The sequence below is a fragment of the Thioalkalivibrio sp. ALE9 genome (assembly GCF_000377445.1).
Lineage (GTDB): Bacteria > Pseudomonadota > Gammaproteobacteria > Ectothiorhodospirales > Ectothiorhodospiraceae > Thioalkalivibrio.
Genome location: NZ_KB898122.1, coordinates 321,816 through 348,543, shown reverse-complemented (window position 1 = coordinate 348,543; position 26,728 = coordinate 321,816). Strand labels below are relative to the sequence as shown.

Annotated in this window: 27 protein-coding genes; 7 read left to right on the top strand and 20 right to left on the bottom strand. The window is 66.2% G+C overall.

Annotated features, from left to right (window positions below; all coding sequences use genetic code 11):
* The gene (locus tag D106_RS0101655) at positions 1–321 is read right to left on the bottom strand and encodes a DUF2007 domain-containing protein (RefSeq protein WP_081618691.1); all 321 of its coding nucleotides are present in this window, start codon (positions 319–321) and stop codon (positions 1–3) included.
* Between the two features lie 48 nt (positions 322–369).
* On the bottom strand, positions 370–987 hold the full coding sequence (locus D106_RS0101650; RefSeq protein WP_018878994.1) for a hypothetical protein: 618 nt from the start codon (positions 985–987) through the stop codon (positions 370–372).
* Between the two features lie 465 nt (positions 988–1,452).
* On the opposite strand from D106_RS0101650, the gene ppk1 reads away from it, so the two are divergent.
* Together ppk1 and D106_RS0101640 are read left to right on the top strand one after the other, a co-directional pair.
* Positions 1,453–3,537: a polyphosphate kinase 1 gene (gene ppk1 / locus D106_RS0101645; protein ID WP_018878993.1), complete on the top strand. Its 2,085-nt coding sequence runs from the start codon at positions 1,453–1,455 to the stop codon at positions 3,535–3,537.
* A gap of 128 nt (positions 3,538–3,665) precedes the next feature.
* Positions 3,666–4,877 carry a response regulator gene (locus D106_RS0101640; protein ID WP_018878992.1) on the top strand — a complete coding sequence of 404 codons (1,212 nt, stop codon included), beginning with the start codon at positions 3,666–3,668 and terminating at the stop codon, positions 4,875–4,877.
* A 283-nt stretch (positions 4,878–5,160) separates the two neighbouring features.
* On the opposite strand, the gene D106_RS0101635 is transcribed toward D106_RS0101640, so the two are convergent.
* The 4 genes from D106_RS0101635 to egtD are packed head-to-tail and all read right to left on the bottom strand — an operon-like array spanning position 5,161 to position 8,820.
* Positions 5,161–5,751: a hypothetical protein gene (locus tag D106_RS0101635; RefSeq protein ID WP_018867349.1), complete on the bottom strand. Its 591-nt coding sequence runs from the start codon at positions 5,749–5,751 to the stop codon at positions 5,161–5,163.
* Positions 5,752–5,777: 26 nt separating this feature from the next.
* Positions 5,778–7,277, bottom strand: coding sequence for an exopolyphosphatase (ppx, locus tag D106_RS0101630; protein WP_018878991.1), 1,500 nt, complete (start codon positions 7,275–7,277; stop codon positions 5,778–5,780).
* A 2-nt stretch (positions 7,278–7,279) separates the two neighbouring features.
* On the bottom strand, positions 7,280–7,792 hold the full coding sequence (locus D106_RS0101625; RefSeq protein WP_018878990.1) for a histidine phosphatase family protein: 513 nt from the start codon (positions 7,790–7,792) through the stop codon (positions 7,280–7,282).
* A 5-nt stretch (positions 7,793–7,797) separates the two neighbouring features.
* Positions 7,798–8,820 carry an L-histidine N(alpha)-methyltransferase gene (gene egtD, locus D106_RS0101620; protein WP_018878989.1) on the bottom strand — a complete coding sequence of 341 codons (1,023 nt, stop codon included), beginning with the start codon at positions 8,818–8,820 and terminating at the stop codon, positions 7,798–7,800.
* Positions 8,821–8,903: 83 nt separating this feature from the next.
* On the opposite strand from egtD, the gene egtC reads away from it, so the two are divergent.
* From egtC to D106_RS0101605, 3 genes are read left to right on the top strand one after another with little or no spacing between them, the layout of a single operon-like run.
* The gene (egtC, locus tag D106_RS0101615; protein ID WP_018867345.1) at positions 8,904–9,686 is read left to right on the top strand and encodes an ergothioneine biosynthesis protein EgtC; all 783 of its coding nucleotides are present in this window, start codon (positions 8,904–8,906) and stop codon (positions 9,684–9,686) included.
* A 15-nt stretch (positions 9,687–9,701) separates the two neighbouring features.
* On the top strand, positions 9,702–10,886 hold the full coding sequence (locus D106_RS0101610; RefSeq protein WP_018878988.1) for an SUMF1/EgtB/PvdO family nonheme iron enzyme: 1,185 nt from the start codon (positions 9,702–9,704) through the stop codon (positions 10,884–10,886).
* A gap of 10 nt (positions 10,887–10,896) precedes the next feature.
* On the top strand, positions 10,897–11,649 hold the full coding sequence (locus tag D106_RS0101605) for an SIMPL domain-containing protein (protein ID WP_018878987.1): 753 nt from the start codon (positions 10,897–10,899) through the stop codon (positions 11,647–11,649).
* A gap of 132 nt (positions 11,650–11,781) precedes the next feature.
* Here the strand turns inward: D106_RS0101605 and D106_RS0101600 are convergent, their stop codons facing one another.
* From D106_RS0101600 to D106_RS0101535, 14 genes are all read right to left on the bottom strand, one after another.
* Positions 11,782–12,471 (bottom strand): hypothetical protein, encoded by a 690-nt coding sequence (locus tag D106_RS0101600; protein WP_018878986.1) that lies wholly within the window; start codon positions 12,469–12,471, stop codon positions 11,782–11,784.
* Positions 12,472–12,547: 76 nt separating this feature from the next.
* Positions 12,548–13,768: a flagellar hook-associated protein FlgL gene (flgL, locus tag D106_RS0101595; RefSeq protein ID WP_018878985.1), complete on the bottom strand. Its 1,221-nt coding sequence runs from the start codon at positions 13,766–13,768 to the stop codon at positions 12,548–12,550.
* A 21-nt stretch (positions 13,769–13,789) separates the two neighbouring features.
* Complete coding sequence (gene flgK / locus D106_RS0101590; protein ID WP_018878984.1) at positions 13,790–15,676, bottom strand: flagellar hook-associated protein FlgK; 1,887 nt, start codon at positions 15,674–15,676, stop codon at positions 13,790–13,792.
* Positions 15,677–15,738: 62 nt separating this feature from the next.
* Complete coding sequence (gene flgJ / locus D106_RS0101585; protein ID WP_018878983.1) at positions 15,739–16,773, bottom strand: flagellar assembly peptidoglycan hydrolase FlgJ; 1,035 nt, start codon at positions 16,771–16,773, stop codon at positions 15,739–15,741.
* On the bottom strand, positions 16,773–17,990 hold the full coding sequence (locus D106_RS0101580; protein WP_018867338.1) for a flagellar basal body P-ring protein FlgI: 1,218 nt from the start codon (positions 17,988–17,990) through the stop codon (positions 16,773–16,775). The genes flgJ and D106_RS0101580 overlap by 1 nt, the downstream gene beginning before the upstream one ends.
* A 27-nt stretch (positions 17,991–18,017) precedes the next feature.
* On the bottom strand, positions 18,018–18,716 hold the full coding sequence (gene flgH / locus D106_RS0101575) for a flagellar basal body L-ring protein FlgH (protein WP_018867337.1): 699 nt from the start codon (positions 18,714–18,716) through the stop codon (positions 18,018–18,020).
* A 4-nt stretch (positions 18,717–18,720) separates the two neighbouring features.
* The gene (gene flgG, locus D106_RS0101570; protein WP_018873722.1) at positions 18,721–19,509 is read right to left on the bottom strand and encodes a flagellar basal-body rod protein FlgG; all 789 of its coding nucleotides are present in this window, start codon (positions 19,507–19,509) and stop codon (positions 18,721–18,723) included.
* Between the two features lie 45 nt (positions 19,510–19,554).
* On the bottom strand, positions 19,555–20,295 hold the full coding sequence (gene flgF / locus D106_RS0101565) for a flagellar basal-body rod protein FlgF (RefSeq protein WP_018877826.1): 741 nt from the start codon (positions 20,293–20,295) through the stop codon (positions 19,555–19,557).
* A 32-nt stretch (positions 20,296–20,327) separates the two neighbouring features.
* Positions 20,328–21,560: a flagellar hook protein FlgE gene (gene flgE / locus D106_RS0101560; RefSeq protein WP_018878982.1), complete on the bottom strand. Its 1,233-nt coding sequence runs from the start codon at positions 21,558–21,560 to the stop codon at positions 20,328–20,330.
* A 37-nt stretch (positions 21,561–21,597) separates the two neighbouring features.
* Complete coding sequence (locus D106_RS0101555; RefSeq protein WP_018878981.1) at positions 21,598–22,272, bottom strand: flagellar hook assembly protein FlgD; 675 nt, start codon at positions 22,270–22,272, stop codon at positions 21,598–21,600.
* 11 nt (positions 22,273–22,283) lie between these two features.
* Positions 22,284–22,703, bottom strand: a complete 420-nt coding sequence (gene flgC / locus D106_RS0101550; protein ID WP_018878980.1) for a flagellar basal body rod protein FlgC — start codon at positions 22,701–22,703, stop codon at positions 22,284–22,286.
* A 27-nt stretch (positions 22,704–22,730) separates the two neighbouring features.
* The gene (gene flgB, locus D106_RS0101545) at positions 22,731–23,138 is read right to left on the bottom strand and encodes a flagellar basal body rod protein FlgB (protein WP_038028802.1); all 408 of its coding nucleotides are present in this window, start codon (positions 23,136–23,138) and stop codon (positions 22,731–22,733) included.
* Positions 23,139–23,356: 218 nt separating this feature from the next.
* The gene (locus D106_RS0101540; protein WP_026280534.1) at positions 23,357–24,172 is read right to left on the bottom strand and encodes a protein-glutamate O-methyltransferase CheR; all 816 of its coding nucleotides are present in this window, start codon (positions 24,170–24,172) and stop codon (positions 23,357–23,359) included.
* A 205-nt stretch (positions 24,173–24,377) separates the two neighbouring features.
* Positions 24,378–25,316: a chemotaxis protein CheV gene (locus D106_RS0101535; RefSeq protein ID WP_018878978.1), complete on the bottom strand. Its 939-nt coding sequence runs from the start codon at positions 25,314–25,316 to the stop codon at positions 24,378–24,380.
* A gap of 295 nt (positions 25,317–25,611) precedes the next feature.
* Here D106_RS0101535 and flgA point away from each other — a divergent pair, with 295 nt between their 5' ends.
* Entirely contained in the window at positions 25,612–26,301 is a 690-nt protein-coding gene (gene flgA / locus D106_RS0101530; protein ID WP_018878977.1) for a flagellar basal body P-ring formation chaperone FlgA, read from the top strand.
* A gap of 106 nt (positions 26,302–26,407) precedes the next feature.
* Positions 26,408–26,722 carry a flagellar biosynthesis anti-sigma factor FlgM gene (gene flgM, locus D106_RS0101525; RefSeq protein ID WP_018877831.1) on the top strand — a complete coding sequence of 105 codons (315 nt, stop codon included), beginning with the start codon at positions 26,408–26,410 and terminating at the stop codon, positions 26,720–26,722.
* The last annotated feature ends 6 nt before the right edge of the window (positions 26,723–26,728 follow it).

Below are 26,728 nucleotides of genomic sequence, written 5' to 3'. Positions count from 1 at the left end.
TCAGACTTTGGGCTTGTCGCGCCCGCAATTCCAGCACTGGGTGAACTGCGGCTCGATCACCTCGCCGCAGCGCGGGCACTTCCAGTCCCGGCCGTCGTGTTCCGGCTCGCCCTCCAGATACTCCAGTATCAGGGCTCGCGCCTCCTCGGCCTGCTCCTCGTGCACCACCATGATGCGCGCCCAAGTCTCGGTTGGCGGGACCTCCCCCGCCGCGCCCATGAGCCCCGCCTGGTTCACGTACGCCGGGATGCCGGCCTCTTTCAGCAGGTCCTCGATGAACCCGGCCATCACGGGGTCGGCGGCGGAATAGACAGTCCTCATGGCCGCGACCGTAGCACGCGCGGCAAATCCGACGCAGCGGGCCTACCCCTACTGCACCGTGCCCTGATTGGCCGCCTGGAAGTACTCCATCGCCTTCTGGATCGCGAAGAACGGGGCTTCCTCGAGCGCGGTGCGGGTATGCGGCAGGTTGATGTCCGCGTGGTACTTGCGCATGGCCAGGACATGGATCGGCAGCTCGCGCGCGAACATCGGGTTCTCGAAGTTGAAGTACTGGCCCAGCCCCAGCACCAGATCCTGGCGCTCGTCGGCCGTCAGGTTCTCCGGGGACACCCGGACATCCGGGAGCTGCCCGGCCTGGCCGTCGACCGATACCACCACCTGGCGATCCCCGTCGGCCGCGGCCGGCACGGAATCTCCGTTCACCAGCTGCAGGTTCTCCGACAGGTCCAGGTACCCCTTGGACAGGATATGCCCATGCGGTTGGAACACCTTGCTGGACATGTTGACCGCCCAGAGTTCCATGGTCTCCTTGAGGTCCTGGGCCGCCTGCACCTCGCCCAGGGCGAACAACTGCTGGGCGTAGACGATATCCCACACCCAGACCTGGCCGTATTCGGGCAGCTCGCCCTCGACGGCCAGCGAGACCTTGCGCAGCTCGGGCTGCGATTCGTCGCGCGCATGCAGTGTCAGGGTAAATTCGGCCAACGGACTTCTCCTTACGGCAGCGGATATCGCGCTGCATGATCAAGCCCTAAATTATAGCCGTCCGTCGACCCGTACCGCAGTTCAGGCACGTCGCCCGGGGACTTCGGCCACGCCTGCCCCCCATTCACGGAACTGACATAATGTCGGAGGGGAACACTGGTTAATCTACACATTCGCGTTGGTGCCCCATGTTTCCCGAGACAAGGCGCGGTGCGCAGCCGGTAGTGGGGCTACCGGTAAGCGCCGCAACGCTGCATCGGGGAACATGGGGCACCAACCCCACAAACTATTGAACGCAGGGGCTCGGCCGATTTTGCGCGCGCACGGCGTTGCGGTTCCCTTGTGCAGAATGACTGCACGGCAGTCACCGCGCCTTGTTCGCACGCAAAATCGACTCGAGCGCGAACGTGTAGATTAACCAGTGTTCCCCTAGACTCGCGGGTCCACTTCTGCCGCGAGTCGTGCATGCCGGATGCCGACGTGACCCAGACCGATCTGTTCCTCAATCGCGAGCTGTCCCTGCTGGAATTCAACCGTCGGGTGCTCGCGATCGCCCAGGACCCCGCCTTCCCGCTACTCGAACGCCTGCGCTATCTGAGTATCTCCTCCACCAACCTGGACGAGTTCTTCGAGGTCCGCGTGGGCTCGCTGCGCCAGCAGGTCGAGCTGAACGTGCAGGCCCCCGGTCCGGACGGCCTTTCCGCCGCCGAGCAGCTTCGCCAGATCGCCCCGCGCGCGCACGACCTGGTCGAGGAGCAGTACCGCACCCTGAACGATGAACTGATCCCGGCACTGGCGGCCGAGGGCATCCACTTCGTGCGTCGCACCCACTGGAGCTCCGCGCAGCAGGAATGGGTGCTGCAGTATTTCCGCGAACAGCTGCAGCCGGTCCTGACCCCGATCGGCCTGGACCCGGCGCATCCCTTTCCGCGCATCCTGAACAAGAGCCTGAACTTCATCGTCACGCTCAAGGGCAAGGACGCCTTCGGCCGCGAGTCCGGCCGCGCCGTGGTACAGGCACCGCGTTCTCTCCCGCGTCTGGTGCGCCTCCCGAGGGAGGTCGCCAGCGGCGACAACGATTTCGTCCTGCTGTCGTCCATCCTGCACGCCCATGTTGACGAGCTGTTCCGCGGGATGAAGGTGACCGGCTGCTACCAGTTCCGGCTGACCCGCAACTCCGACCTGTTCGTGCAGGAAGAGGAGATCGACGACCTCCTGAACGCCCTGGAGGGCGAACTGCCCCAGCGCAACTACGGCGCCGGCGTGCGGCTGGAGGTCGCGGACAACTGCCCGCAGGAGGTCGCCGATTTCCTCCTGCAGCAGTTCCATCTGGACCCCGACGACCTGTATCAGGTCACCGGCCTCGTGAACCTGAACCGGCTGATGGCGGTGCACGAACTGGTCGACCGCCCGGACCTCAAGTTCCCGCCCCTGGTCCCGGCCCTGCCTCGCGTGGACGCCAGCGGCAGCGGCATCTTCGCCTGCATCCGCGAGCAGGAGCTATTGCTGCATCATCCGTACCAGTCGTTCATGCCGGTGGTGGATTTCCTGCGCCAGGCCGCGGCCGACCCGCGGGTACTGGCCATCAAGCAGACCCTGTACCGCACGGGCACCCGCTCGCCCCTGGTCGAGACCCTGATCGAGGCGGCGCAGGCCGGCAAGGAGGTCACTGTCGTGATCGAGCTGCGGGCGCGCTTCGACGAGGCCGACAACATCGAGCTGGCCAACCGCATGCAGGATGCCGGGGTGCATGTGACCTACGGCGTGGTCGGCTACAAGACCCACGCCAAGCTTGCCCTGGTGGTGCGCCGGGATGGCGACCAGATTACCCGCTACGCCCACCTCGGCACCGGCAACTATCACTCCGGCACTGCCAAGGCCTACACCGATTTCGGCCTGCTGACGGCCGACCCCGTGCTGACCGAGGACGTCCACCGTGTGTTTCTCCAGCTGACCGGGCTCGGCAAGGTGACCCGGCTGCGCCAGCTCATCCAGGCCCCCTTCCGCCTGCACGACGCGATGCAGGAGAAGATCGAGCGCGAGATCGAGAACCACCGGGCCGGCAAACCGGCGCGCATCGTCGCGCGCATGAACTCCCTGAACGAGGCCACCATCATCCAGGCCCTGTACCAGGCCTCGCAGGCCGGTGTGCCCATCCAGCTGATCGTGCGCGGCATCTGCAGCCTGCGCCCCGGGGTCCCCGGCATATCGGAAACCATCGAGGTGCGCTCGGTACTGGGCCGCTTCCTCGAACACTCGCGGGTGTTCTACTTCGAGAACGCCGGCAACCCCGAGGTGTTCCTTTCCAGCGCCGACTGGATGCCGCGCAACTTCTTCCGCCGCGTCGAGGTGGCTTTCCCGGTGCGCGACCCGGAGCTGCGCGACCGCGTGGCCGAGGAATCCCTGTTCAACTACCTGCGCGACACCGCCACCGCCTGGTCCCTGCAACCGGACGGCAGCTACACCCGCATTCGGCCCGCCGACGACCAGGCCCCCTACTCCGCACAGGAGGTCCTGGCGGCCCGGCTGGCGGGGTCTACCGCCGGCTGACGGGACACCCATGGCCGGCGCGGGGCACCCGGTCGTGGGACTTCGCCGGTCCCCGCTTGACCCCATCCTTCGGACAACCGAACCTGAAGGTCACAACCTCCCTGTGGGCGCGAGCATCCGGACCCCCTATGAAGATCCTGATACTGGAAGACGAAGATCTCATGGCGGATCTCCTGAAGACGCTCGTTCGCGGCCTTTATCCCAATTCCGACATCTTCCACGCGCGCTCCATTACCGAGGCCCTGCGACGTTGGCGCGAGACACACCACGACCTCGTGCTGTCGGACCTGTCGCTGCCCGACGGGAACGGGCTGGACTTCCTGCGACGGGCGGCCATCGATGGCCGCGTCACGCCCATCGTCATCATCACCGCGAACCCGGAGCGTAAGAGTGTCCAGCGCGCCGCTCGCTACGGCGTCCGGGGTTTTATCTCCAAGCCCTTCGAGGCGGAACTGGTGCATGACCGTCTGCAAGCGATACTGGCTACGGGAGCGACTACCGCCGAGTCCCGCGAAGAAGCCGAGGGCGAGCCGGAGGCGCCCGCCCTGGAAAACGCCCTGCAACAGGCCGAATCCGGTGAGCTGAGACTGCCTACACCGATCGATCTTGACGCACTGCGGGAATTGAGGGCGCGGGCCGACACACTCTCGCTGTCCGAACTGGAGAAGGCCTGGCAGGACATTCCATCCCTGGTCACGCGCCTGATCGATGCATCCAACGGCAGTGCTCTGAGGCGCACCGACACCCCCAATACCTCGCTACGCGACGCCCTGCAGGTTCTGGGCATCCCCACCGCCCTGAATCTGGCAATGGCCATGGCCCTCGATCTCACCACCACACTTCAGGACCCCAACCTCCAGACCCGCGCCCGGCATTACCAGGAACAGAGCGAGCGCATGGCCCACCAGGCCGCGGCCCTGGGTCGCAGCCTGCGGGCGGACGCCAGCCTTTGCTTTACCGCCGGACTGATGCATCGCCTGGGCGAGCTCGCGGTCATCGCCACGGCACAGCGCTGCGTCCTTCAGGGCTGCACCCTCGACCCAGCCGCCCTGGATACGGCGCTTGCGGGGGACTGGCCCGCTCGAATGGCCGTAGCGCTGAAGTCGCGTCTACGCCTTTCTCTCCCGTTAAAGCAGATGATTGGGGCCACCCACGGCTTCGGTCTGGGCAGCGGCCACATTCATCTCCCCATCATGCGCACCGCCTTCTTGCTGACCAATGGGGCGGCGGACTCCGCCGAATGCCAGAAGCTACTGGGGCGCCTTGGTCTGTCGGACCAGGACACAACAGGCGGCATACCCGCTCAGCAGGTCTCGCTCCAGAGAAATGCTGATGGGTGAACACGCTCGCGTGGGCACCCCGAGCCCCCGAGGCAGGGGTCACACAGCCGTTAGCGCCTCCACCCCCGTTCTATAAACCCTCGGGGCGCAATGCAGGGTCGGGGAACCTGGAGTACAAGCCCCAAACGTGAGTGAATACAGGGGCACATGCGCCGCACACCATCGGGCCGCACACGCGTGCGGCACCCTCCCGGAACCGAGGCGCTCCTGAACCCAATCCTCTTGTTCCCGATGCAGAGGGTCGCTGGGTTCCCTACCCGTTCACAACACACCTGGTAACGCCTCAGCTCCCGCGGTTTTTTGTATCCGCTTCACTTTGACGCTCGGAGCGCGGCACATCATGCAGTCCGCCCAGCAGGGTGACCTCGGCGTCGCCATGACGCAGCAGGTCCTGCAACAGCACCACGATCCCGGCCACGCAGAGGAACAGCCCGAAGTTCAGTCCGATCGACTGCACATGGCGGAGCACAAAGAAGAACTCCGCCTCCTGCGCCGGAATCCACAGGATCGGCGCCATCACCCCCAGCAACGCCACGAATGCATACACCATGAAACGGATAAAGTGCACCGGTACCCGCCGTATGCTCAGGCCGTACACAATGGTGGCCACGATCAGCACACTCGCCGTCGCCTGAACCGCGATCATGGCCCGGTCGGTGATGAACACGTACCGGCCCTCCTCGTAGGTGGCTTCGCTGAGCCCGCCGAACATGGCCACCAGCAGGGCGTTTCCGACCACATACACCAGACTGAGCAGGAAGGGCAGTGCCAGCAACCGGTTGTGCCGCATCAACCGGAACCCCGTAGCCGACCACCAGATGCCGATCCACAACGGCACCGACAGTACATAGATCCAGACCACCAGCGTCAGCATTGCATCCATCCTTTCCGAATCCGCCGTCAGGCGTACTCGAGTTGCAGTGCGTGGCGGGCCCATTCCTCGCGCTCGGCGTCGAGGTCGGCCCGTGTCAGGGGATGGGCATCCAGCCATCCCGTCGCAAAGCTCAGTGCGAGGCCGTCCGTCGTCGCCTCGATACGCTCCAGCGGCACCGGATCGGGTGCCCGCGAGCGATGCAGCAGCACGGCCAGGCGCAACAGCACCGCCATATACCGGAAGGCGCCCGCACGATCCTCACGCACATCGCCCAGAAGCTTGGGTTTCAGGCTCCGCCGGTGCAGGCGCACCAGCAGTGCAAGCTCCGCCTGCTCCGGCTGCGAGAACCCGGGCAGGTCGGCCCATGTGAGGATGTATTCACCGTGCTTGTGGTACTTGCTGTGGGCCAGGGCGAGGCCGATCTCGTGCAGCTCGGCAGCCCAGTCCAGACGCTCGGCGTCGTCCCCGTCCAGCCCCCAGGCCGCGCGCACCGCGGTGACCAGGCGTGCCACCGTGGCCTGGACGCGCTCGGCCTGGGCCGGGTCCACCGCAAAGCGCCGGCGCAGATGATGAATGGTGCGCCCGCGCACGTCCTCGTGCCGGAAGCGACCCAGCAGGTCATGCACCACTCCCTCGCGCAGCGCCCCGTCGGAGGGATGCAGGCGTTCGATGCCCAGCGCCTCGAACGCGCCCAGCAGGACCGCCAGTCCGCCGGCGATGACCGGCGCCCGCTCTGCCGCCAGGCCGGGGAACTCCAGCCCGTCGATCGAGCCCTGCTCGATCAGTGCGTCCCGCAGACGCTCGAGGGCCTGCCGGTCCATGCCCGGCGCCGGGTCCAGGCCCGACTCCTGCACCATGCGATCCAGCGCGAGGATCGTGCCCGAGGCCCCGAGTGCCTGATCCCATCCCTCGGCCCGGTAGACGCTGGCAATCGGCTGCAGTTCCTGCTCCGCTCGCAGTCGGGCGGCATCGAAGGCCTTGCGACTCAGCTTGCCGTCGGCGAAGAAGCGCCGGGTAAAGGTCACACACCCCATCTCGAGGCTCTCGGCCAGGACCGGCTCGAAGCGTTCCCCGATAATGAACTCGGTGCTGCCGCCGCCGATATCCATCACCAGGCGCCGGCCACTGTCATCCGCCAGCGTGTGGGCCACGCCGAGGTAGATCAGCCGTGCCTCCTCGCGCCCGGCGATGATCTCCACCGGATGTCCGAGGGCGTGCTCCGCCGACCGCAGAAAGGCCCGGCTGTCATGCATCTGGCGCAGCGTGTTGGTCCCAACGACCCGCACATGACCGCGCGGCAGCTGACGCAGCCGCTGGCCGAAACGATCCAGGCAGTCCAAAGCCCGCTGGGCGACCTCCGGATCCAGCTGTCCCTGATCGTCGAGGCCGCTGGCAAGCCGCACCATCTCCTTGAGCCGGTCCACCTTCAGGACCTCGCCATCCTGGCGCCGAGCCACAATCATGTGAAAGCTGTTGGATCCCAGATCGACGGCCGCAACCGTCTCCGTATGGTGAGCCTCCTGCATGCCTAATGCGCCTCCCCATCGGCCAGCCGTTCGAGGACCCGCCGCGGGAGGTGCCAGACAAGGCGCATCGGTCCCGGCAGCGAACCCGCCAGCCCGCAGGCATCGCCCTTGCCCATATGCACCAGACTCCGCCCTCCGGGCGCGCCCAGCAAGCAGCTGACCAGAAGCGACAGGTCGGGCTCGTGGCCCACCAGCACCAACCCGCCATTCGTCGGCAGGTTCCGGGCCAGGGCTTCGACCTCCAGCCCGGCGGGTTGTCCCGGAGCCAGCCATTTCTTCTGTCGCACCGGTACATCCAGCGCCTGGGAAAGGGGGATCGCCGTCTGTCGGGCGCGCAGATAGGGGCTGCACAGGAGCTCCACGGAAGCCGGTAGCAGATCGCCCAGCGCCTGGGCCATGCGCACCGCGCTGACCTGCCCCTTTGCGGTCAGCGGCCGGTCACGATCGGCCCCGTCCCAGTCGCCGGGATTACCGGCCTGGGCATGCCGCACCAGCACCAGCCGCGGTTCCCGCATGCCGATCAGGCCGCCCCGGGCCGCAGCAGAAACAGGGAGTACCACGCCTCGGGCGCCGACCACTCGGCCTCGTGTTCCAGCCCCGCCGCCGCCACCAGACCATCGACCGCCTCGCGGCTGAACTTGCGCGATATCTCGGTGCGGATAATCTCGCCTGCCGCGATCTCCAGGCGAGCCTCGGGCTCCGAGACCTGCACGACCTGGTCGCGACGCGCCACCAGGTGCATCTCGATCCGCGAATGCTCTTCCACGAAGGGCGCGCGGTGATCGAACCCCTCGGGGTCGAAATCCGCCCCCAGCTCGGTATTCAGCACCGACAGCAGATTCAGATTGAACGCCGCGGTGACCCCCGCCGCATCGTTGTAGGCCGCCTCCAGCACCGGACGCGGCTTGACCCGGTCCAGCCCCAGCAACAGGCGATCCTCCGCATTCATGGTCGCGCGGATCCGGGTCAGCAGGGCGGCGGCCTCTGGGTCCTCGAAATTCCCCAGACTGCTGCCGAGAAAGGCGAACAGTCGGGGACCGTCGCCGCGCGCGCCGGAGACCTCGCCCAGGTGGCCCAGGGCCGCCGCATAGTCGCCGCACAGACTGTCCACCCGCAGTTGATCGAAGCGCTGCAAGAGCCGCTCGCCCGCCTCGTCCAGGATCTCGCCACACACGTCATTGGCGACGTAATGGGGCGCCGCCACGCGCCGCTCCAGGGCGGCCAGCAGGTATTCGGTCTTGCGCGAGGTCCCGCTGCCCAGCTCGAACAGCGTCCGGGCGCCGGATGCCTCCACGATCGCATCGGCATGGTGCTCCAGGAGCTCGGCCTCCAGGCGGGTCGGGTAGTATTCCGGCGTGTCGCAAATCGCATCGAACAGCTGCGAACCCCGTGCATCGTAGAAGTACTTCGGCGGCAGGGATCGCGGCGGCTCGAGCATCCCCGCGCGAAAATCGGCCAGTAACTCGGCGTGGGCATCGCGTTCTTCCACCACCCGGCGGCTGTAACGGGAGGAAACGGGTACAGCGCAGGCGTCGGCGGACATGCGGGCTTCCGTATCAAGAGGGTTTGCGGCACGCTAGCATGAAACCACCGACGTCCCAACTGTCCCCAGGGAAGCCCGGATCAATGTGCCGACACCTCGCTTATCTGGGTCCTCCGATCACGCTGCGCAGCCTGATCCTGGATCCCCCCCACAACCTGATCGAACAGGCCATGGCGCCCCAGGAACTGGTGTACGCGCGGGTCAATGCCGATGGCTTCGGCTTCGGCTGGTTCGGGGCCGGGGGCATGGCGCGCCATTACCGCCGAGCCGACCCGCTCTGGCAGGATCCCAATCTGGAAGATCTGGCCAGCGACATGACCCAGCCCCTCTGGATTGCGGCCATCCGCAGCGCAACCCCCGGCTTCGGGGGCGACTCGGTTAATGCCCAGCCGTTCGCCCGGGACGGCCTGCTGTACAGCCACAACGGCCTGATCAGCCGCTTCCGGCCGGATGTGCGGCGCCAGATCCAGAACATCCTCAGCCACGAGATCGAAGCCAGCATCGAGGGCACAACCGACTCGGAACACCTGTTCGCGCTGGTGCGGCAGTACCTGGCCGATGACGAGAACGCCACGCTGGAAGGCGCCCTCGGCGAGGCGTTCTCGACCATCGAGGCCTGGCTGGGCACGGATACCGCCCTGCTGAACGTGATCCTGTCCGACGGGCGCCGCATCATCGCCAGCCGCCACGCGATCAACGCGCCCTGCCCCAGCCTCTACTACACCACCGATGACGAGACATTCCCCGAGGACAGCGTAGTCGTGGCATCGGAACCGCTGACGGATCGCGAGCGCTGGCGCCCGGTGCCATCCGGCCACCTGCTGATCCTGGATCCCGACGAACCGCCGGAACTCCTGGCCTTGTAACGCGCTCCACCGGATATGAACGCCGTCCATCCGCTGTCGAACGCCTCCGAACCGGGCCTCATGGAGCGCCTGTCCGTCCAGCACGACCGCCTGAACGCGGCGCTTCTCGCCACCCCGGAACACGAGTGGCGCAATCAGTACCACCCGGACCTCAGCCCCATGGGATGGCATTACGCCCATTGCCATTTCATCGAGGCAGTCTGGCTGCACGAACGGATTTTGGGTGAGCCGCCGCCCGCACGGCGGGATTGGCACGACCTGTATTTCCCCGAGCAAAGCCCGAAATGGCGCCGCGGCGGGCGCCTCCCACCCCGCCACTCGCTGCTCGAGTGGGGCCGGGCGTGTCAGCAGCACCACCTGGAGCTTTTGCGCGCCCACCCGGAGGTACGCCGCCATCCCCTGCTTGAAAACGACTACCTGACCGGTTTCCTCGCGCAGCACCACGCGATGCATCTGGAGAGTCTCGAACAGGTGCGCTGGTTTGCCCGCCTGCAACACCCCGAAGCCGGCCCTGTCCAAACCTCCGAAACCGCGCACCGGCCTTGCAACGACTGGATCGAGTGCCCGGGGGGCGAACACATCGCCGGCAGCGATTCCATCACCGCCTTCGACAACGAGCGCGGCCGACACACCGTGCGGCTCGCGCCCCACGCCATCCGTGCACACCCCGTCACCAACGCCGAGGTCGCGGCCTTCATCGAGGCCGACGGGTATCACCCCGGCCCTCACTGGGACGAATCCGGCCGGGCGTGGCTGGAACAGACGGGGGTCACCGCCCCGCTGGGCTGGGGGCGCCGGTCCGACGGCACACGAGTCCAGACCCTGCCGGGCGGCACCCAGCGGCTCGAGCCCCGGGCACCCGCCGTCGGCCTCTCCTGGTTCGAGGCCACGGCCTACGCGCGCTGGGTTGGCGCCCGCCTGCCCCACGAACACGAGTGGGAGCATGCCGCGCAGGCCGGTTGCCTAGCCGGTACAGGGCAGGTCTGGGAATGGTGTGCGAACCCCTTTCAACCCTACCCGGGTTTCCGGCCCTACCCCTATGATGAATACTCCCTGCCCTGGTTCGACGGGAAGCACTACGTCCTGCGCGGCGGCAGTGCCTGGAGCGACCCGCTGCTCACCCGGACGACCCTGCGCAATTTCTTCACTCCCGACAAACGCCACGTATTCGCCGGCATCCGCCTGGCCCGAGACCTCTAAGGAAACACCCATGCGACCGAACCACATCCCGCTTGCCCACCGGACATCCTGGCTCGTCGCCGGCCTCGCCGTACTTGCACTGGCGATCCCCGGGGCCGCTGTTGGCGGCGATGGCGCCACGACGCTTTCCCTGACCGGCAAGACCGAACGCCAGGTCGCGAACGATCACATGACCGTGCACATGCAGACCGAGGCGCGCGCCCCGGAGGCTGCCACAGCCGCGGCTACCGTCAACCGGAACATGGAGGCGGCCCTGGAACGCGCGGGCGAACACGATGCCGTCGAGGCCCGCACCATTGGCTATTCGACCCGCCCCATCTACGACGCCGACGACCGCAGCCGCATCAACGCCTGGCAGGTCCAGCAGAACCTGGAACTGACCAGCGGCGACTTCGACCGCCTGGGCGAACTGGTGGGAACCCTCCAGCGGCACGACCTCACGGTGAGTCAGATCCGTTTTTCCCTGAGCCCCGAGGCCCGCGAGGAACACCGCGAGGCCATGATCGAAGAGGCCATGGACGACCTGAAGGCTCAGGCGCGCGTCATCGCCCGCTCACTGGGCGCCACACACCTGCGTGTTCTGGAAGTGGAACTGCCGGATGATTCCCACGGCGGCCCACAGCCGATGATGGCCATGCGGGCGATGGACGAATCCGCCAGCCAGCCGGCGCTGGAGGCCGGGCACTCCACCCTGACCCTCAGCATACGCGGCCGCCTGCAGGCTCTGGGCGCCGAAACCCTGCGCGTCGGCCCCGCCCGGTAACCCACCGCATCAGGGAAGCCTCCTCCCCCCAGAACATCATCCCGGCCGAAGCGCAGCGCAGAGCCGGGATCTGCAACCGTGGCGGGGCGGTCTCGTGGCACAGGTGCCACAAGTGGCACCAAGCGCCCTGCCTCAGCGGGCGAGTTCCAGGGCCAGCTCGCCGTCGCGCACCTCGATGGACTCGATACCGGCGCGCAATTGCTGGAAGGGCTCCAGCCCCAGCAGATCCTCGTCCTTGAGCCCGCCAAGCCAAGCATCCGGCAGCGGGATCCCGGCAACGCTGACGCCCACCAGGCGCGCGTGCACCTGGCCCTCTTCCGTACCAAAGCGAACGCCCGAGCGCACATTCAGGACGCGTCCGCCCAGAAGGGGGATATCCGGCGGCACATCGATGCGCACCCGCGTGCTCACCTGTCCCGGCGTCAGGCGGATCGCCACCCGCCCGGCCAGGTCCGGGTCCTGCGCGATCAGCGCATTCAGCTCGCGTTCGCTGAATTGCACCACCCGGGCCTCGGCGCGTTCCTCGTAGAGTTCGGGGACCAGCGGCTCGGCTTCGGCGTCCAGATCGATGATCGGATCGCCTGGTGCGCTATCGGGGCGGGGCTCCGCATCGCGCGGACCCAACGCCCGCAGCTTGGCTTCCAGCTCCGCCTGCTCCTCGACATTCAGGGTCACCGGCTCGGGCTCGCCCGACTGCAGGTGGATTACGCCCCAGAACCCCGCCCACAGCGCGGCCAGGATCAGCAGGACGATCAGATAGCGCGGGGGCCGCCCGGTGGAACGGTACTGGATGGGCGCGGAGGGTTCGTTGTTCTTGGCCATGCCGGAGTCTCGCAGATCACAATGGCGTCATGGTCGCACAAAGGCGCGCCCACGATCCGCACGGCCGGGGCATGGATCAGAGGAAGTCGAACAGCGACAGGCGATTAACCTGGGTATAGGTCTGCTGCGCGGCCTGCAGGGCCACCTGCTGCTGGTTGAAGCGGCTGATGGCCTCGGCATAGTCCAGATCGCGGATCTCGGAGACCGCGCTGTTCAGGTCCACCAGGCGGTCCTCGTTCAGGTCCTTTTGCTGATCGAAGCTCTTCAGGCGCGAACCGACCTCGGCCCGGATGTCGCTGAAGTTGCCCAGCACCGCATCCAGGTCGGCCAGTGCGGTGTTGCTGGCCGTCGCCAGGTTGGCCCGGCTGGTGCCGCTGGCACCGCCCTCTTCCAGCGCCGCGATGATCGCGTCCAGCGTCTCGAACACGCTCTTGTTCTGCGCCGGACGCGAGACCACCTCGTCCCCGATCTCGGGCGCTCCGCTCAGCGTAATCGAGCGTCCGTCAAACACGATCGCCTCACCGGACACGTAGGGTCCCGAGGCAACCGCCGCGCCGCCTTCATCCTCGATCACGTAACCGATTTCGCCACCCCCCAGATCCTCGAAAGAGATGGTGTAGGTCTGATCCGTCAGCGCCGCCGAGTCATTGACCCCGGTCTGCTCGACCACGAGACGGCTGCCGGGTTCGCGATTTGTGACCTCGGCCCCGACCCGCCCGTCGTTCTCCGGAATGTCCATGAACACCCGCGCACCGGTATCGCCCACCGGCACCTTGCGGTTGGCCGAGATTGCGACTTCGCGGACGCTGCCCGTACCCTCGGCCCCCTCATAGCGCACCGCGCCCGTGCCATCCTGCTGGAAGGGCTGCTGCAAGGACTTGGTCCCGGCGAAGAGGTATTCGCCGTTGGGATCCTTGGTGTTGGCGATGTCGAACAGGCCCTCACGCAACTGACGCAGTTCGCCGGCCAGATAGCTGCGGGTTTCGTTGGTCTGGGAATCGTTGTTGCCGGCCACCACCAGTTCGCGCGCCCGCTGCAGCAGATCCGTCCCGCTTTGCAGGGCCGATTCCTCCTGCTGCAGGCGTGGTTGGGTGTTGTCGATATTGCGCTGGTACTGTTTGGTGGCCTGGATGATGCGTTCGAACTGGTTGACCTGGGTGGCCCCGCTCGGGTCATCGGAGGGGCTCAGGATGCGCTCGCCGCGACCCATCTGCAGCGAGGTCCGGTTCAGCTCCGTCTGGCCCCGCTGGATCTGGTCGATCCCGGTCTGGAAGATCTGGGTGGTCGAGATGCGCATGTCCGTGTCTCCCGGTGGGCGCTAGCGGCGGAAGGCGCCGAGCAGTGAGTCGAACAGCGAGTTGCTGACCGAGATGACCTGGGCCGCCGCCTGATAGGCCTGCTGGTAGCGGATCAGATCCGCCGCCTCTTCGTCCAGATTGACGCCGGACACTGCCTCACGCTGCGCCCGCGCCTGTGCCAGCTGCGCATCGGCGGACTCCTGCGCGACCTGGGCCTGCCGGGTGCGCGTGCCGACATTCGCCAGCAGGCTGTTGTAGCCGTCCCCGAAGGTCCGGTCACCGCCCACCAGGCGCTCGTCCGACAGCTCGTTCATCGCCAGCATGTTGCGGTTGTCGCCGGGATACCCCTCGTTGCTACTGACCTCGAAGGTATCGCCATCGGCAGGCGTGCCACGGATCTCCATTTCCCAGCCGTTGGCGGTAATCGTTGTTACCCCATCGGGATCCAGTGCGAATGTTTCCCCATTCACCGAGAATTCCTGGTTCGCCTCGTCGTAGGTCACCACCGCATCGGCCAGCAAATCCGGATCAGTGGCGTCCACCGCCTGGACCGAACCGATGCTTGCATCTCCGGCGTTGTCTCCACCCACATCGGCCCGCACCGCAGCGGCGGCTGCGATGCCGCCCGGATCGCTCATCTCGACCGACAGGTCACGGGCACCATTCCGGGTCGGCTGGATCAGCCATTCGTCACCATCCACGGCGCCACCGAGACCGTCGACATCGATCACCAGTCCGTCAACCGGATCCGCCACGTTGTCGCCATCCAGATTCAGCGTGGTCGTTTCACCATCCGAAAGGCGTGTGAGCTGGTAGTCCGACCCGTCGTAACTCAGGCGATAATCCGATGTGGTCAAGTCACGGGTATCACCAAAGGTCACGCCCGGCACCGCGTTCAGACTGTTCCCCGGAAAACTGCGCACCGCCGGATCCCCGATCCCGAAGATATCCGCACCCAGCTCGTCGTTCAGATCCAGCCCCAGGTTGTTCTGCTGGTTGTATTCCGCCCCGATGCTGATCGCGAGCCGGCCCAGGGTGTTCTGGGCCTCGTCGATGATCCCGGTGCGCGTCTCCAGCAACGCACCCAGCTCGCCGCCCTGGATGAAGCGGGAGATGTTCACCGGGTCGCCACTGGTGGCCAGCCCGATGTCCGGGGAGCGCGGGTCGCCTGTGAGCGACTCGGCGACCAGCTCGCGGTTGTTGCCGCCCAGCACCAGGGCCTGGCCGTTGCCGACGAAGACGTTGACCGCTCCGTCATCCTGCTCGGTGATGCGGACGTTGACCTTCTCCGCCAGCTGGTTCAGCACACGGTCGCGCTGGTCCAGCAGGTCGTTCGGGGTGCCCTGCGTGGACTTGGACACGATCTCGCGGTTGAGCCCGGCGATCGCATCGGTCAGGGAGTTGATCTCCTCGACGTTGGTGCGGATCTGGCCATTAATGATGTCGCGCTGCTCCTCGATGCGCCGGTCGATGGAGGCAAAACGCTCAGCCAGGGATTCCGCCTCGGTCAGGAAGACCGTGCGCGCGGCACTGGACGTCGGGTCGTTGGCCAGATCCTGGCCGGCGTCGAAAAAGTCCTGCAGTACCGGCGTCAGACCGGAACTGGAGCTGCCCAGCAGGTCGTCGATGCGCCCGGCCAGCGAGGCCTTCAGCTCGGCATTCGACTGATCGGAGATCGAATTGCGCAGCTGGGTGTTCACGAAGTCGTCGGAGATGCGCCGGATCGTGTCCACCTGCACGCCCTGTCCCTGGAAGCTGCCCCCCAGGAACTGCGGCGTCAGGTTGGACAACTCGGTGCGTTGCCGGCTGTAGCCCTCGGTCGCGGAGTTCGCGATGTTGTTGCTGGTCGTCCCGATCGCGCGCTGGAAGGCCAGCAGGGCCGAGGTGCCGATCCCGGACGCGCTCATGCCCGCGCCTCCCGCGAAACCGCTCGTTCAACCACCGGATTGGGCCATTTCTGCTTCATGCTCTACCCCTCGGTACGGGTAACGGCCGCATCGGCCGCGACTTGAGTCGATCCACTGCCCTGGTGCGCGGCTAACTGATCGCGCAGGCGCAAGACCTTGTCCGCATAGGCCGGATCGGTCGCGTAACCGGCATCCTGCAGTTCGCGGATGTACTGCGCGTCATCTCCAGCCTGCAGAGCCCGGTGGTAACGCGGATTGTTGCGAATGAAGTCGACGTAATCGGAGAACGACTCCGACGGATCGGCGTAGGCACGGAAGCGCGCCTGCTCCCGTTGCGCAACCCCCTCCCGGAATTCGAGGGTGCCCACGGAGACCTGATCCCCGTTCCATCGGCTGTCCGCCTTGATCCCGAACAGGTTGAAGCTCGGCTGGCCGTCGGCACGCGACGGCACGTGCTGCCCCCAGCCGGTCTCCAGGGCACTCTGCGCCAGCAGGATGCCGGGTTCGACCCCGAGCTCCGCGGCCGCATCCCGCGCCAGGGGCTCCAGGCTCTGCACAAAGTCGGCGGCATCCCGTGGTGGCCAGGCGATGGGGGGCGGCGTCGGCGCCTCGCCCGCATGCGGGGTCACGGCCTCGGGCCGCTGCGGCCCCACGGGCTGCAGTTCGGGGCGCGCATCCCCCTGTAGGGCCCGCAGGGTGTCGAGCTCCGACCGACGTCGCGGCAGCTCGAGCGCGGCCTGGCGATCGGGGTCGTTCAGGACCTCGGGATCCGCGGGCTGCTGCGCGGAGAGCTGGCGCATCAGGGCATCGCGCAGACCGATGCCATCACCCTGGCTCATGGCCTTGGCGAATTCCTGGTCCTGCATCTCCAGGTACATCTTGCTCTGGTCGTTGTCGAACAGGCCATCGCCCAACGAGGCCTCGCGCATCTGCTTGAGCATCTGGCCGATCAGCATCGCCTCGAACTCGCGGGCGACGGCCTCCAGGCCCTTCTGATCGCCCGAACGCGCTCCCCGGGCCAGATCCTGCAGGCCGCTGGGGTCCGAGGCCAGGGCCGCGCGGGCCTGCATCTGGGTATCGACGCCCGGGGTAATCATCAGATGACCACCAGCTCCGCGCGTAACGCGCCGGCCTCGCGAAGGGCCTCCAGGATCGCGACCAGATCACCGGGGGCGGCCCCCACGTTATTCACCGCGCGCACGATCTCGTCCAGCGAGGTGCCCGGATCGAACAGGAACATGGTGTTGTCGCCCTCCTCGATCGCGATGTCGGTATCCGGCTGGATCGCCGTTTCGCCCGCGCCGAAGGGCGCCGGCTGGACGACCTGAGGGGCCTCACTGATCGTCACCGTCAGGCTGCCGTGCGAGACGGCGGCCGGGGTCACCTGCACGCTGGAGCCGATCACCACCGTCCCGGTGCGCGAGTTGACGATCACCCGCGCCGGTGGCGCACCACGTTCAATCGGCAGGCGCTCCAGCTCCGCGACAAAGCCGACCCGGTGATCCGGGTTGGACGGCGCGCGCACGCGCACCGACGATCCATCCAGGGCATGGGCGACCCCCTGGCCGAAGGTATCGTTCACCGTCTGTACCAGGCGGTTGGCCGTAGTGAAGTCCGGGCGGTGCAGATTCAGGGTGACATGATCCCCCTGGGCAAACGCGGTCGGGACCTCGCGTTCCACTGTGGCACCATTGGGGATCCGGCCGACACTCGGCACGTTCACGGTGATGCGCGAACCATCGGTCCCCTCGGCCCCGAAGCCCCCGACCACCAGATTGCCCTGGGCGATGCTGTAGGTCTGCCCGTCCGCCCCCTTGAGCGGCGTCATCAGCAGCGTGCCACCGCGCAGGCTGGTCGCGTTGCCCATCGACGAGACGGTCACGTCGATGCGCTGGCCGGACTTGGCGAATGGCGGCAGTTCGGCCGTCACCATCACGGCGGCGACGTTGCGCAGCTGCGGGTTGCCGGCATCCGGCGTCAGCCCGAGCTGGCCGAGCATATTGTTCAGGCTCTGCACGGTGAACGGCGTCTGGGTGGTCTGGTCCCCCGTGCCGTCCAGGCCCACCACCAGGCCGTACCCGACCAGCTGGTTCTCGCGCACGCCGGAGACACTGGCCACGTCCTTGACTCGCTCCATGTAGCTGCGCTCCTGCATCGCCGCCTGCTGCTGGATGGCGGTCTGCGCCGCCACCGAAGCGCTCCCCGGACCGGCCACCAGCAGCGCTACCAGAACCAGCAGGGCCAAGCGCCGCCAGTCGCCGAGCGCCACGATCCGGCGGTCGTTCGCGGGTTGTTTGAGGGATATCGAGTCCATGTCGTACCTCGCCGCGCGCACGCTGCGTCAGAAGGGCCAGATCGGGCTGTTAAAGAAGCGCGTGATCCAGCCGGGGGTGTTGCTGTCCGCCAGCACGCCGGAACCGCCGTAATAGACACGAGCGTTGGCGACCTGCGTGGAGAGCACGGTGTTGTTGGTGGTCACGTCCACCGGGCGCACGATGCCGCGAAAGCGCACGTATTCTTCGCCCTGGTTGATCCCCAGCCACTTCTCGCCCTGCACGACCAGGTTGCCGTTGGGCAGGACCTCGGCCACGGTCACGGTAATCTCGCCGTCGAGCTGGTTGCTCTGCGAGGAATCCCCCGAGCCGTCGAAGTCACGCGAGCTCGAATTGCTCGCGCCAAAAAGGGGGCGCCCGTTGAAGGTGGCATCGCGGCCGAAGGCCGACAGGTTCCCCAGGTCGAGATTGGAATCCTTGCCCGTGGAGGTCGACGCCGACTTCTGCGCGTTGGTGCTCTCCGCCAGGATCACGGTGAGGATGTCGCCCACGTTGCGCGCCTTGTAGTCCTCGAAGAGGCCCTGGGAATGCGCCGCCTGGTAGATCCCGCCATTGTTCTGCGACTGCGGGACCGGCTGGGCAGGCATCACCGGGCGATATTCCGGGTTGTCGTCCGGCTTGGTTGTTTGCGTGGCGGCGCAGGCGGACAGCAGCAGTGCGGCGGTCACGGCCAGGGCCGGGCGGAGAACGGTTCCGAGGCGCGTCATCACATCACCCGATGGTCTGGTTGACGAACTGCAGCGATTGGTCAGCCGCGGAGATCGCCTTGGAGTTCACCTCGTAGGCGCGCTGGGTCTCGATCATGTTCACCAGCTCCTCGGCGATGTTCACGTTCGAGGTCTCCAGCGAGCCCTGCACCACGGTGCCGGTCCCGTTCAGGCCCGGCAGGGACTGCTGTGCCACGCCGGACGCGGCGGTCTCGCGGAACAGGTTCTCGCCCACCGCCTGCAGGCCCGCCGGGTTCACGAAGTCCGCCAGCTGGATGTTGCCCAGCTCCACCGGCGCCGCCTGACCCGGGATCTGCGCGGTCACCGTGCCATCCTTGCCGATGGCCAGGGACTGCGTGTCCTCCGGTACGAACAGACCCGGCTGCAGCGGGTAGCCGTTGGACATCACGACCTGGCCGTCCGAATTCAGCTGGAAGCTGCCGTCGCGGGTATAGCCGACGTTGCCGTCGGGCAGCAGGATCTGGAAGAAGCCGCGCCCCTCGATGGCGATGTCCAGCGAGTTGTCCGTCTGCTGCAGGTTGCCCTGCTGGAACATCTTCTCGGTGGAGACGGCGCGCACGCCGGTGCCGATCTGCAGGCCCGAAGGCAGCTGCTGATCCTGGGTGGCCTGGGCGCCCGGCTGGCGCACCGTCTGGTATATCAGATCCTCGAATACCGCCCGGTCCTTCTTGAAGCCCGTGGTATTCACGTTGGCCAGGTTGTTCGAGACCGTCGACATGCGCGTGTGCTGCGCGTCGAGGCCGGTCTTGGCGATCCACAGTGCCTGGTTCATGGTGTTCTCCTGTTTTCTCTCAAGTGCCGCGCGAGTCCCGGGAAATTACCCGAGGCCCAGCAAGCGGTTACTGCTCTGTTCCAGCGTGTTGGCGCTGTCCATCATCTTCACCTGCATCTCGAAGTGACGGGACAGCTCGATCATTCGGGTCAGGGCCTCCACCGTGTTCACGTTGCTGCCCTCCAGCATCCCGGAGACGACGCGCACCTCGGCATCCGCCGGCGCCTCGCCGCCATCCGCCAGGCGGAACAGACCGTCATCACCCCGCTGGAGCTCGTCCGTATCCGGGTTGACCAGGCGGATGCGTTCCACCGCCGCCAGGGCCTCCGGACCCACGCCCAGCGGGCGCACGCTGATCGTCCCGTCGGTGCCGATCTCGATCTGCTCCGCCGGCGGGATGGCAATCGGCCCGCCATCCCCCAGGACCTGGTGACCCTGCGCGGTGCGCAGCAGGCCGAAGGCATCCACATGCAGCGAACCGGCCCGGGTATAGCCCTCCTCCCCTTCCGGTCCCTGCACCGCGATGAACCCCTCGCCCTCGATGGCGATGTCCAGATCACGGCCGGTGCTCTGCATCTTGCCCTTGCTGAAATCCACCGCCTCGTTACCCACCTGGGTGTAGTCCCGCGAGGCATAGCCCGGGCCGCGTACCGGCACCGTATCCGCGGTGGCCAGGGCCTGGCGGAAGCCGTCGGTATTGGCGTTGGCGAGGTTGTGATTGTTGATGGCCTGTGCGTGCATCGTCTCCTTCGCACCGGACATCGCGATGTACAGAAATCGATCCATGCTCAAGCCCTCTTTACCAACTTATCCGATACTTAGCGGATATTGATGATCGTCTGGGTGACCTGGTCGGCCGTGGAGATCGTCTGCGCATTCGCCTGGAAGTTGCGCTGCGCGGTGATCAGGTTCACCAGCTCCTGGGCGATATCCACGTTCGAGGCCTCCAGCGCCCCGGCCTGAATGGTGCCGAGGTTGCCGGTCCCGGGCGCGGCAAAGACCGGCTCACCCGCGGCAAAGGTCTCCGCCCAGTTGTTGTTCCCGAGCTGCTCCAGCCCCTGCGGGTTGGTGAAGTTGGCCATCGCCACCTGGCCCAACACCGTGGACTGGCCATTGGTAAAGCGCGCGAACACCACCCCGGAGTCATCGATGTCCACCCCGGTCAGACGCCCCGAGGCAAATCCGTCCTGATTGAGGTCATTGACCGCGAAGTCCCCGCCATACTGCGTGGTGCCGCCAAAATCCATCTCGAACACCAGATCCTCGGCACCGTTGCCAAGATCGGCGCTCGGGACCGTCACCTGCGCGGGGTCCGGCTGAACATCGGCCAACGCTCCACTGCCATCAAACGTCAGGTCGAAAGACTCGTATTCCTGGCCGTCCACGCCGACATGGGCGGTCCATTCAAGGTCATTGGCCCCCTTGACGAAGTAAATGCTCGCGTCGCGCGAGGTTCCGAGCGAGTCATACAGCGTCAGGGATGTGGAGAAGTTGTACGTTTCCGGGTCCGTGAGATCGAACGGGGCCACTGGTGGTTCTTCGGCATCGGACCGCAGATTAAGCAGGGCTTCCACCGAGGTGGTGGCCCTGGGCGGCGCAGCACCCGTCTGCAGACGGATGTCTTCCAGCTGCCCGGTGTTGAAGTTCGGGTCGGCGGTATTGGGATCCTGCGGCGGATATCCCTGCAGCTGCTGGCCCTGATTGTTCACCAGGAAGCCGTCACGGTTGACCTGGAACTCGCCCGCCCGGGTGTAGACCGTGCTGCCCTGGTCATTAAGGACGAAGAAACCCTCTCCGTTGATCGCCAGGTCCAGGCCGTTCTCGGTGAACTCGGTCCGTCCCTGCGAGAACTGCTGGGTGACCGCCTGCAGTCGTGTGCCGGAGCCGATGGCTGTCTGGCTGATCCCGCCGAAGCTCTGGGCGAACACATCGCCGAACTCGGCACGGGAACGTTTAAACCCCGTGGTCCCCGAGTTGGACACATTGTTACCGGTGGTCTGCAGATCGGCCTGGGCCGCGTTGAGTCCGCTCAATCCGATATTGAAGGGCATGGGGTGTTTCCTCCGTCAGGGTTCTTGTTGCGGGGCGTCAGCCGCCAATCCGCCGTACATCCGAAAAGCTGATCTCGCCCAGGCCCTGCACGGTCAGTGCCAGCCCGGAGTCACTGCCCACCGCGACGCTTTCCACGCGGGCATCCAGAAAGGTATCCACGGCCTCCGACTGGGTCCCGGAGCGGGCCGTGGCCTTGAATTCGTAGACGCCCGGTGGCGCGAAGGTGCCGTCGTCGCGCATGCCGTCCCAGGTGAACTCCTGCAGGCCGCTGCCGGCAGCGCCCATATTCATGCGGCGAATGCGCTCGCCATTAGGGCTGTACACGTCGATCTGCAGCTCTTCGGTGGCGCGCTCCAGATCGACCGCGCCGTTCACCCCCCCGTCGGGCCCCAGCTCGCCAAACTCGACGGGCACCAGTACATCCTTGCCAACCAGCGAAGCCGCCTGCAGCGTCTGGTTCTGCCCCAGGGACTGCGCCAGCTTCTCGAAGGACTTGGACAGCTGCTCGATGCCGGTCACGGTGGAGAACTGCGCCATCTGGCCGAGGAAATCACCGTTATCCATCGGCTCCATCGGGTCCTGGTTCTCCAGCTGGGTGGTCATCAGCTTGAGGAAGTCGGACTGCCCGAGGCGGTCCATCTCGCCTTCCGGCTTCTTCTCCGGGCGCGACAGGCCGAGGCGATCCAGCAATTCGGGGGAAATCTGTGTCATGGCGGGCTCCTCTAGCCTTGGCCGATCTGCAATGTGCGCTGGAGCAGCTGACGCGAGGTCTCCATCACCTCGACGTTCGCTTCGTAGTTGCGCGAGGCGGACATCATGTTGGCCATCTCCTCGACCACGCTGATCGCCGGGCGGAAGATGTAGCCCTCCTCGTTCGCCTGCGGATGGTGCGGCTCGTAGTGGGCATTCGGCGCCGCCTGCGATTCGGTGACACCGGCGACCCGCACGGCCGTCGCCGAGCCGTTGGGACTGGCCTGGTCCATCACGCTCTGGAACAGCACCTGCTTGGCGCGGTAGGCCTCGTCCGGGTTGGTCGCCGCCGTGTTCGCGTTGGCCAGATTCGAGGCGACGGTATTCAGGCGCACCGACTGCGCCGACAGCGCCGAAGCCGAGGTATTGAACAGACTGAACATGTTGCTCACGACATCGATCTCCCGATCAGGCCCGCGTTAACGGTCGCCCCTCAGGGCTTCGCGGATGCCGGAGACCCGGCGGTTAAGGAATTCCAGACTGCTCTGGTACTGGATCGCGTTCTCGGCAAAGGCGGCACGTTCCATCTGCGGATCCACCGTGTTGCCATCCAGGGACGCCTGCGACGGGACGCGATAAAGCGCCTCGGCCTGCCCGTTCATCGCCCCGGCATTGGGGTCGATATGCGCCGCCTGGCTACGCGCCATGGGCAAGTGATTGCCGCTCCCCGCCGCGGACTCGAGCACCGCGCGAAAGTCGATATCGCGCGCCTTGTAGTTCGGGGTGTCCGCATTGGCGATGTTGGAGGCCAGCAGCTCCATGCGCTGGGCGCGCACGTTGACCGCCTGCGGCAGGATGCCCATCGCCTTGTCGAGAGAGAGACTCATCGTTTCCGTCCTGTCCGCCCGTGGCGGACCCTCGCTACCAGAACCGGGACGCAGCCATTGCGGCCCTTTGCGAGGAGACCGATGCAATCGCTATGCCAGCGAGGGGAATCCGTCTCGGCTGGGGACGCCCTTAGCGGGGAACGTGGGAAGGGAGCAATTCGAGTCGCGGCCGCATTGCGCGGGCGTTTCGGACCTGGCGCCCCTGCGACGGAGAGGCGTCAGGATTTGAGCCGGAGGACCGAGCCGTAGTCGGTGCGAACCGTCTCGAAGGCCTTGGTGTACGGGCCGGCCGTCTCCGAAGCGCCAAGAAACAGATAGCCGCCCGGATTCATCTGCCGCGCAATACCGTCAAGAACCTGTCGCTTGGTCTCGCCGGAGAAATAGATCAGCACGTTGCGGCAGAACACCAGGTCGAACTTGCCCAGTGCCGCGTAGCTGTCGATCAGGTTGAGCTTCTGAAAACGACAGCGCCGCTGTACCTCGGGAACGACCTTGTGGCCGTCCGTCACGGTCTCGAAGAAGCGCGCGCGGCGGCTCTCGCTCAACCCGCGCACAATGCTCAGGCCGTCGTAGACCGCCCGCCGGGCGTCATCCAGAATCTTCTCCGACAGGTCCGTCCCCAGGATGGATACCGGCACCTTGCGCGAGGGGCGGGATTCCTCCCACTCGGAGACGACCATGGAGATGCTGTAGGCCTCCTGGCCACTGGAACAGCCGGAAGACCAGACCTTGATGCTGCTTCCCTTCGCAGCCAGCTCCGGCAACAACACATGCCGGAGGATCTCGAACGGAAAGCCATCGCGAAACCACGAGGTTTCGTTGGTCGTCATCGCGTCGATCACACGGGTGCGCAGCCGCGGATTCGGGGCTTGCCGCATCGCGTGCAGGAGCTCCGGCACGCTCTTGAAGTCGAACTCGTCGAGCAGCCGGGACAGTCGGCTCGACACCAGATACTGACGGCTGTCACCCAGCACCAGGCCGCAGCAGTCCTGCAGGAAGCGGGAAAACTCCTCGTAATCGCGGGAATCGATCACCGGTTCATCCCCGAGCACAGTCCATGGTGATTAGCATCCTGATGACGAGTCCTTGACAGCGGCGCTCGCGCCACGAAACGCAGGGGGAATCCCCGGTAGCGGGTTTCAGTATACGGTGTCGCAGGCGGGACACGACACTGGGCCCTTGTCGGCCATGTGACGCCGCCCCGACCTTGCCGGGCGGCAACCCCGTTCCCCTCGGCCGTCATTCGACCTGCTGGCCCTCGCGCCCGGTCTGGTCGAGCACCGCGTTGGCCAGTTCGTCGGGGTTGAACTTCGAGAGAAAGGCATCGGCCCCGGCACGCTTGACCATGTCGGTATTGAACTCGCCGCTCAACGAGGAATGCAGTAGTACCTTCAGATCTTTCAGGGCGGGATTGTCCCGGATCCGCGCCGTCAGGGTATAGCCGTCCATGCGTGGCATCTCGATGTCCGAGATCACCAGCTCGATCTGGTCGCGAACCGGGCCCTCCCCGGCCTTCTGCTCCAGGAAGTCGAGCGCCTCCTGACCATCCTTGAAGACCTCGTATTCGAACCCGAGACCGCGGATCGCGCCTTCGATCTGCTTGCGCGCCACGACCGAGTCGTCAACGATCACGACCTTGCGCCCCCCCGCTGGCGTGGCGTCCGCACGAATCGATTCGGACACCTCCGACGGCAGCGGATTGACGATCGAAAGCACCCGTTCCACGTCGATGATCTCGACCAGCTTGTTGTCGATCTCCGTGACCGCAACCAGGAAGGACTCGCGCCCCGTACCACGCGGAGGGGACTTCACGTCCTGCCAGTTCACATTCACGATCCGGTCCACGGCCGATACCCAGAAGCCCTGCACCGACCGGTTGAACTCGGTGACCACCACCTTCTGTTCACCACTGTCACCCGTACCGGCCGCGCTGCGCAGGCCCATGGCCCGCGCCAGATCGATAATCGGCACCGTGCCGCCCCGCAGGGTAGCCACACCGCGCACCACACTCATCGACCCCGGGATCTGGCGCAGCGGCGGCGACGGGATAACCTCGCGCACCTTGAACACGTTGATTCCGAAGGTCTGTGATCCACCCAGGTGGAACAGCAGCAGTTCCATCCGGTTCTGACCCACCAGCTGCGTTCGCTGGTTCACATCGTCAATGAATTGACTCATGGTGCTGCTCTCCTTGTCCCGCGCCCATCTGCCGCGAGCCGCTCCCGGGAGGTCAGTGTGCACCGCGCACCCCCGGGCTGTCATTTGCAATCGCCTGTATGCGCCTTCTGGCGCCGCTTCCCAGGGATAACGGCATTGAACGCCGGGCCTTGAGTCGGGCACCGCCCGGACAACTGGCATCAAACCTGCATAGCTTCGGGTCCGCGAACGGACGCGGCAGACCCGGGGTATTCCCTCGGGCGGCGAGGACCGGCATATGCATCCACATACAACCTGTACATCACGCTGCATCCCCATGGGGCTCATGGCTCTCGTGGCGTGGTTCGCGCTCTCCGTGCCGGCCCACGCCGAGATCCACCCAGTTGCGGAGATCCGCGCGGCCGCGGAACAGTTTCTGTTGCAGGAGCTGGACGCCGAACATAGCGACGACATCAATATCGAGATCGGCCAGCTCGACAACCGGCTCCGGCTGGCCTACTGCCATGACGGACTCAACGCCCGTTTCCCGCCCGGCGGCCGCCGCGACGGCAATACCGCGATCCACCTTCAGTGTGCGGGCCCGGTCACCTGGCAGCTGTATGTCCCGGCCACGGTGGAACGTTACGCTCAGGTGCTGGTGGCCAGTCGCAACCTCCCTCGCCAGCACACGCTGACCAGCGGCGATCTGCGCTTCCAGCGCATCGAGACGTCACGCCACGCGGGCAGTTATCATGAAGACAAGTCGGCCCTCATCGGTCAGCAGACCCGGCGCAGCATTCGTCCGGGCCAGATCATCGGCACACAGCACGTCACCCAGCGCGAGATCGTCAGCCGCGGCCAGCGGGTCACGATCCTTGCCGAAAACGGCTCGATCGCCATCCGCATGCAGGGCGAGGCCCTGGAAAACGGCACCCTCGGGGACCGCATCCGGGTCAAGAACACCTCGTCCGGGCGCGTGGTCGAGGGCGAAATCCAGCCCTCCGGGCACGTCCGGGTGACACTTTGATGCCGACTCTGTGATCGGTGTTACAAAAACCACCGCCACAGGGCTACAGTTTCAGCACACGCGGCCGTAAACACTTGCAGCACAGTTACAACGACAGGACGGCACAATGGATATCAAGGGCCTCAATACGAACAGTCTGCGCCCCGACGGCCAGAGCTCCACGGTCAAGGGCCGCGAGGACTCCAGCGGCGCGCCCAACCGGGCGCAAGGGTCGGATAGCGCCGCGACCACCGGTAACGATTCGCTTACCCTGACCGGCGCCGCCCAGGCGATGAGTTCGGCCGCCAGCGCCGGCGAGAACGCCCCGTTCGACGCGGCGCGTGTGGCCGAGCTGCGCGAGGCGATCGCCAGCGGCAACTACCCGGTGGACAACGAACAGCTGGCCGACCGCATGATCGACCTCGAGCGCCTGCTGCGCTAATCACGG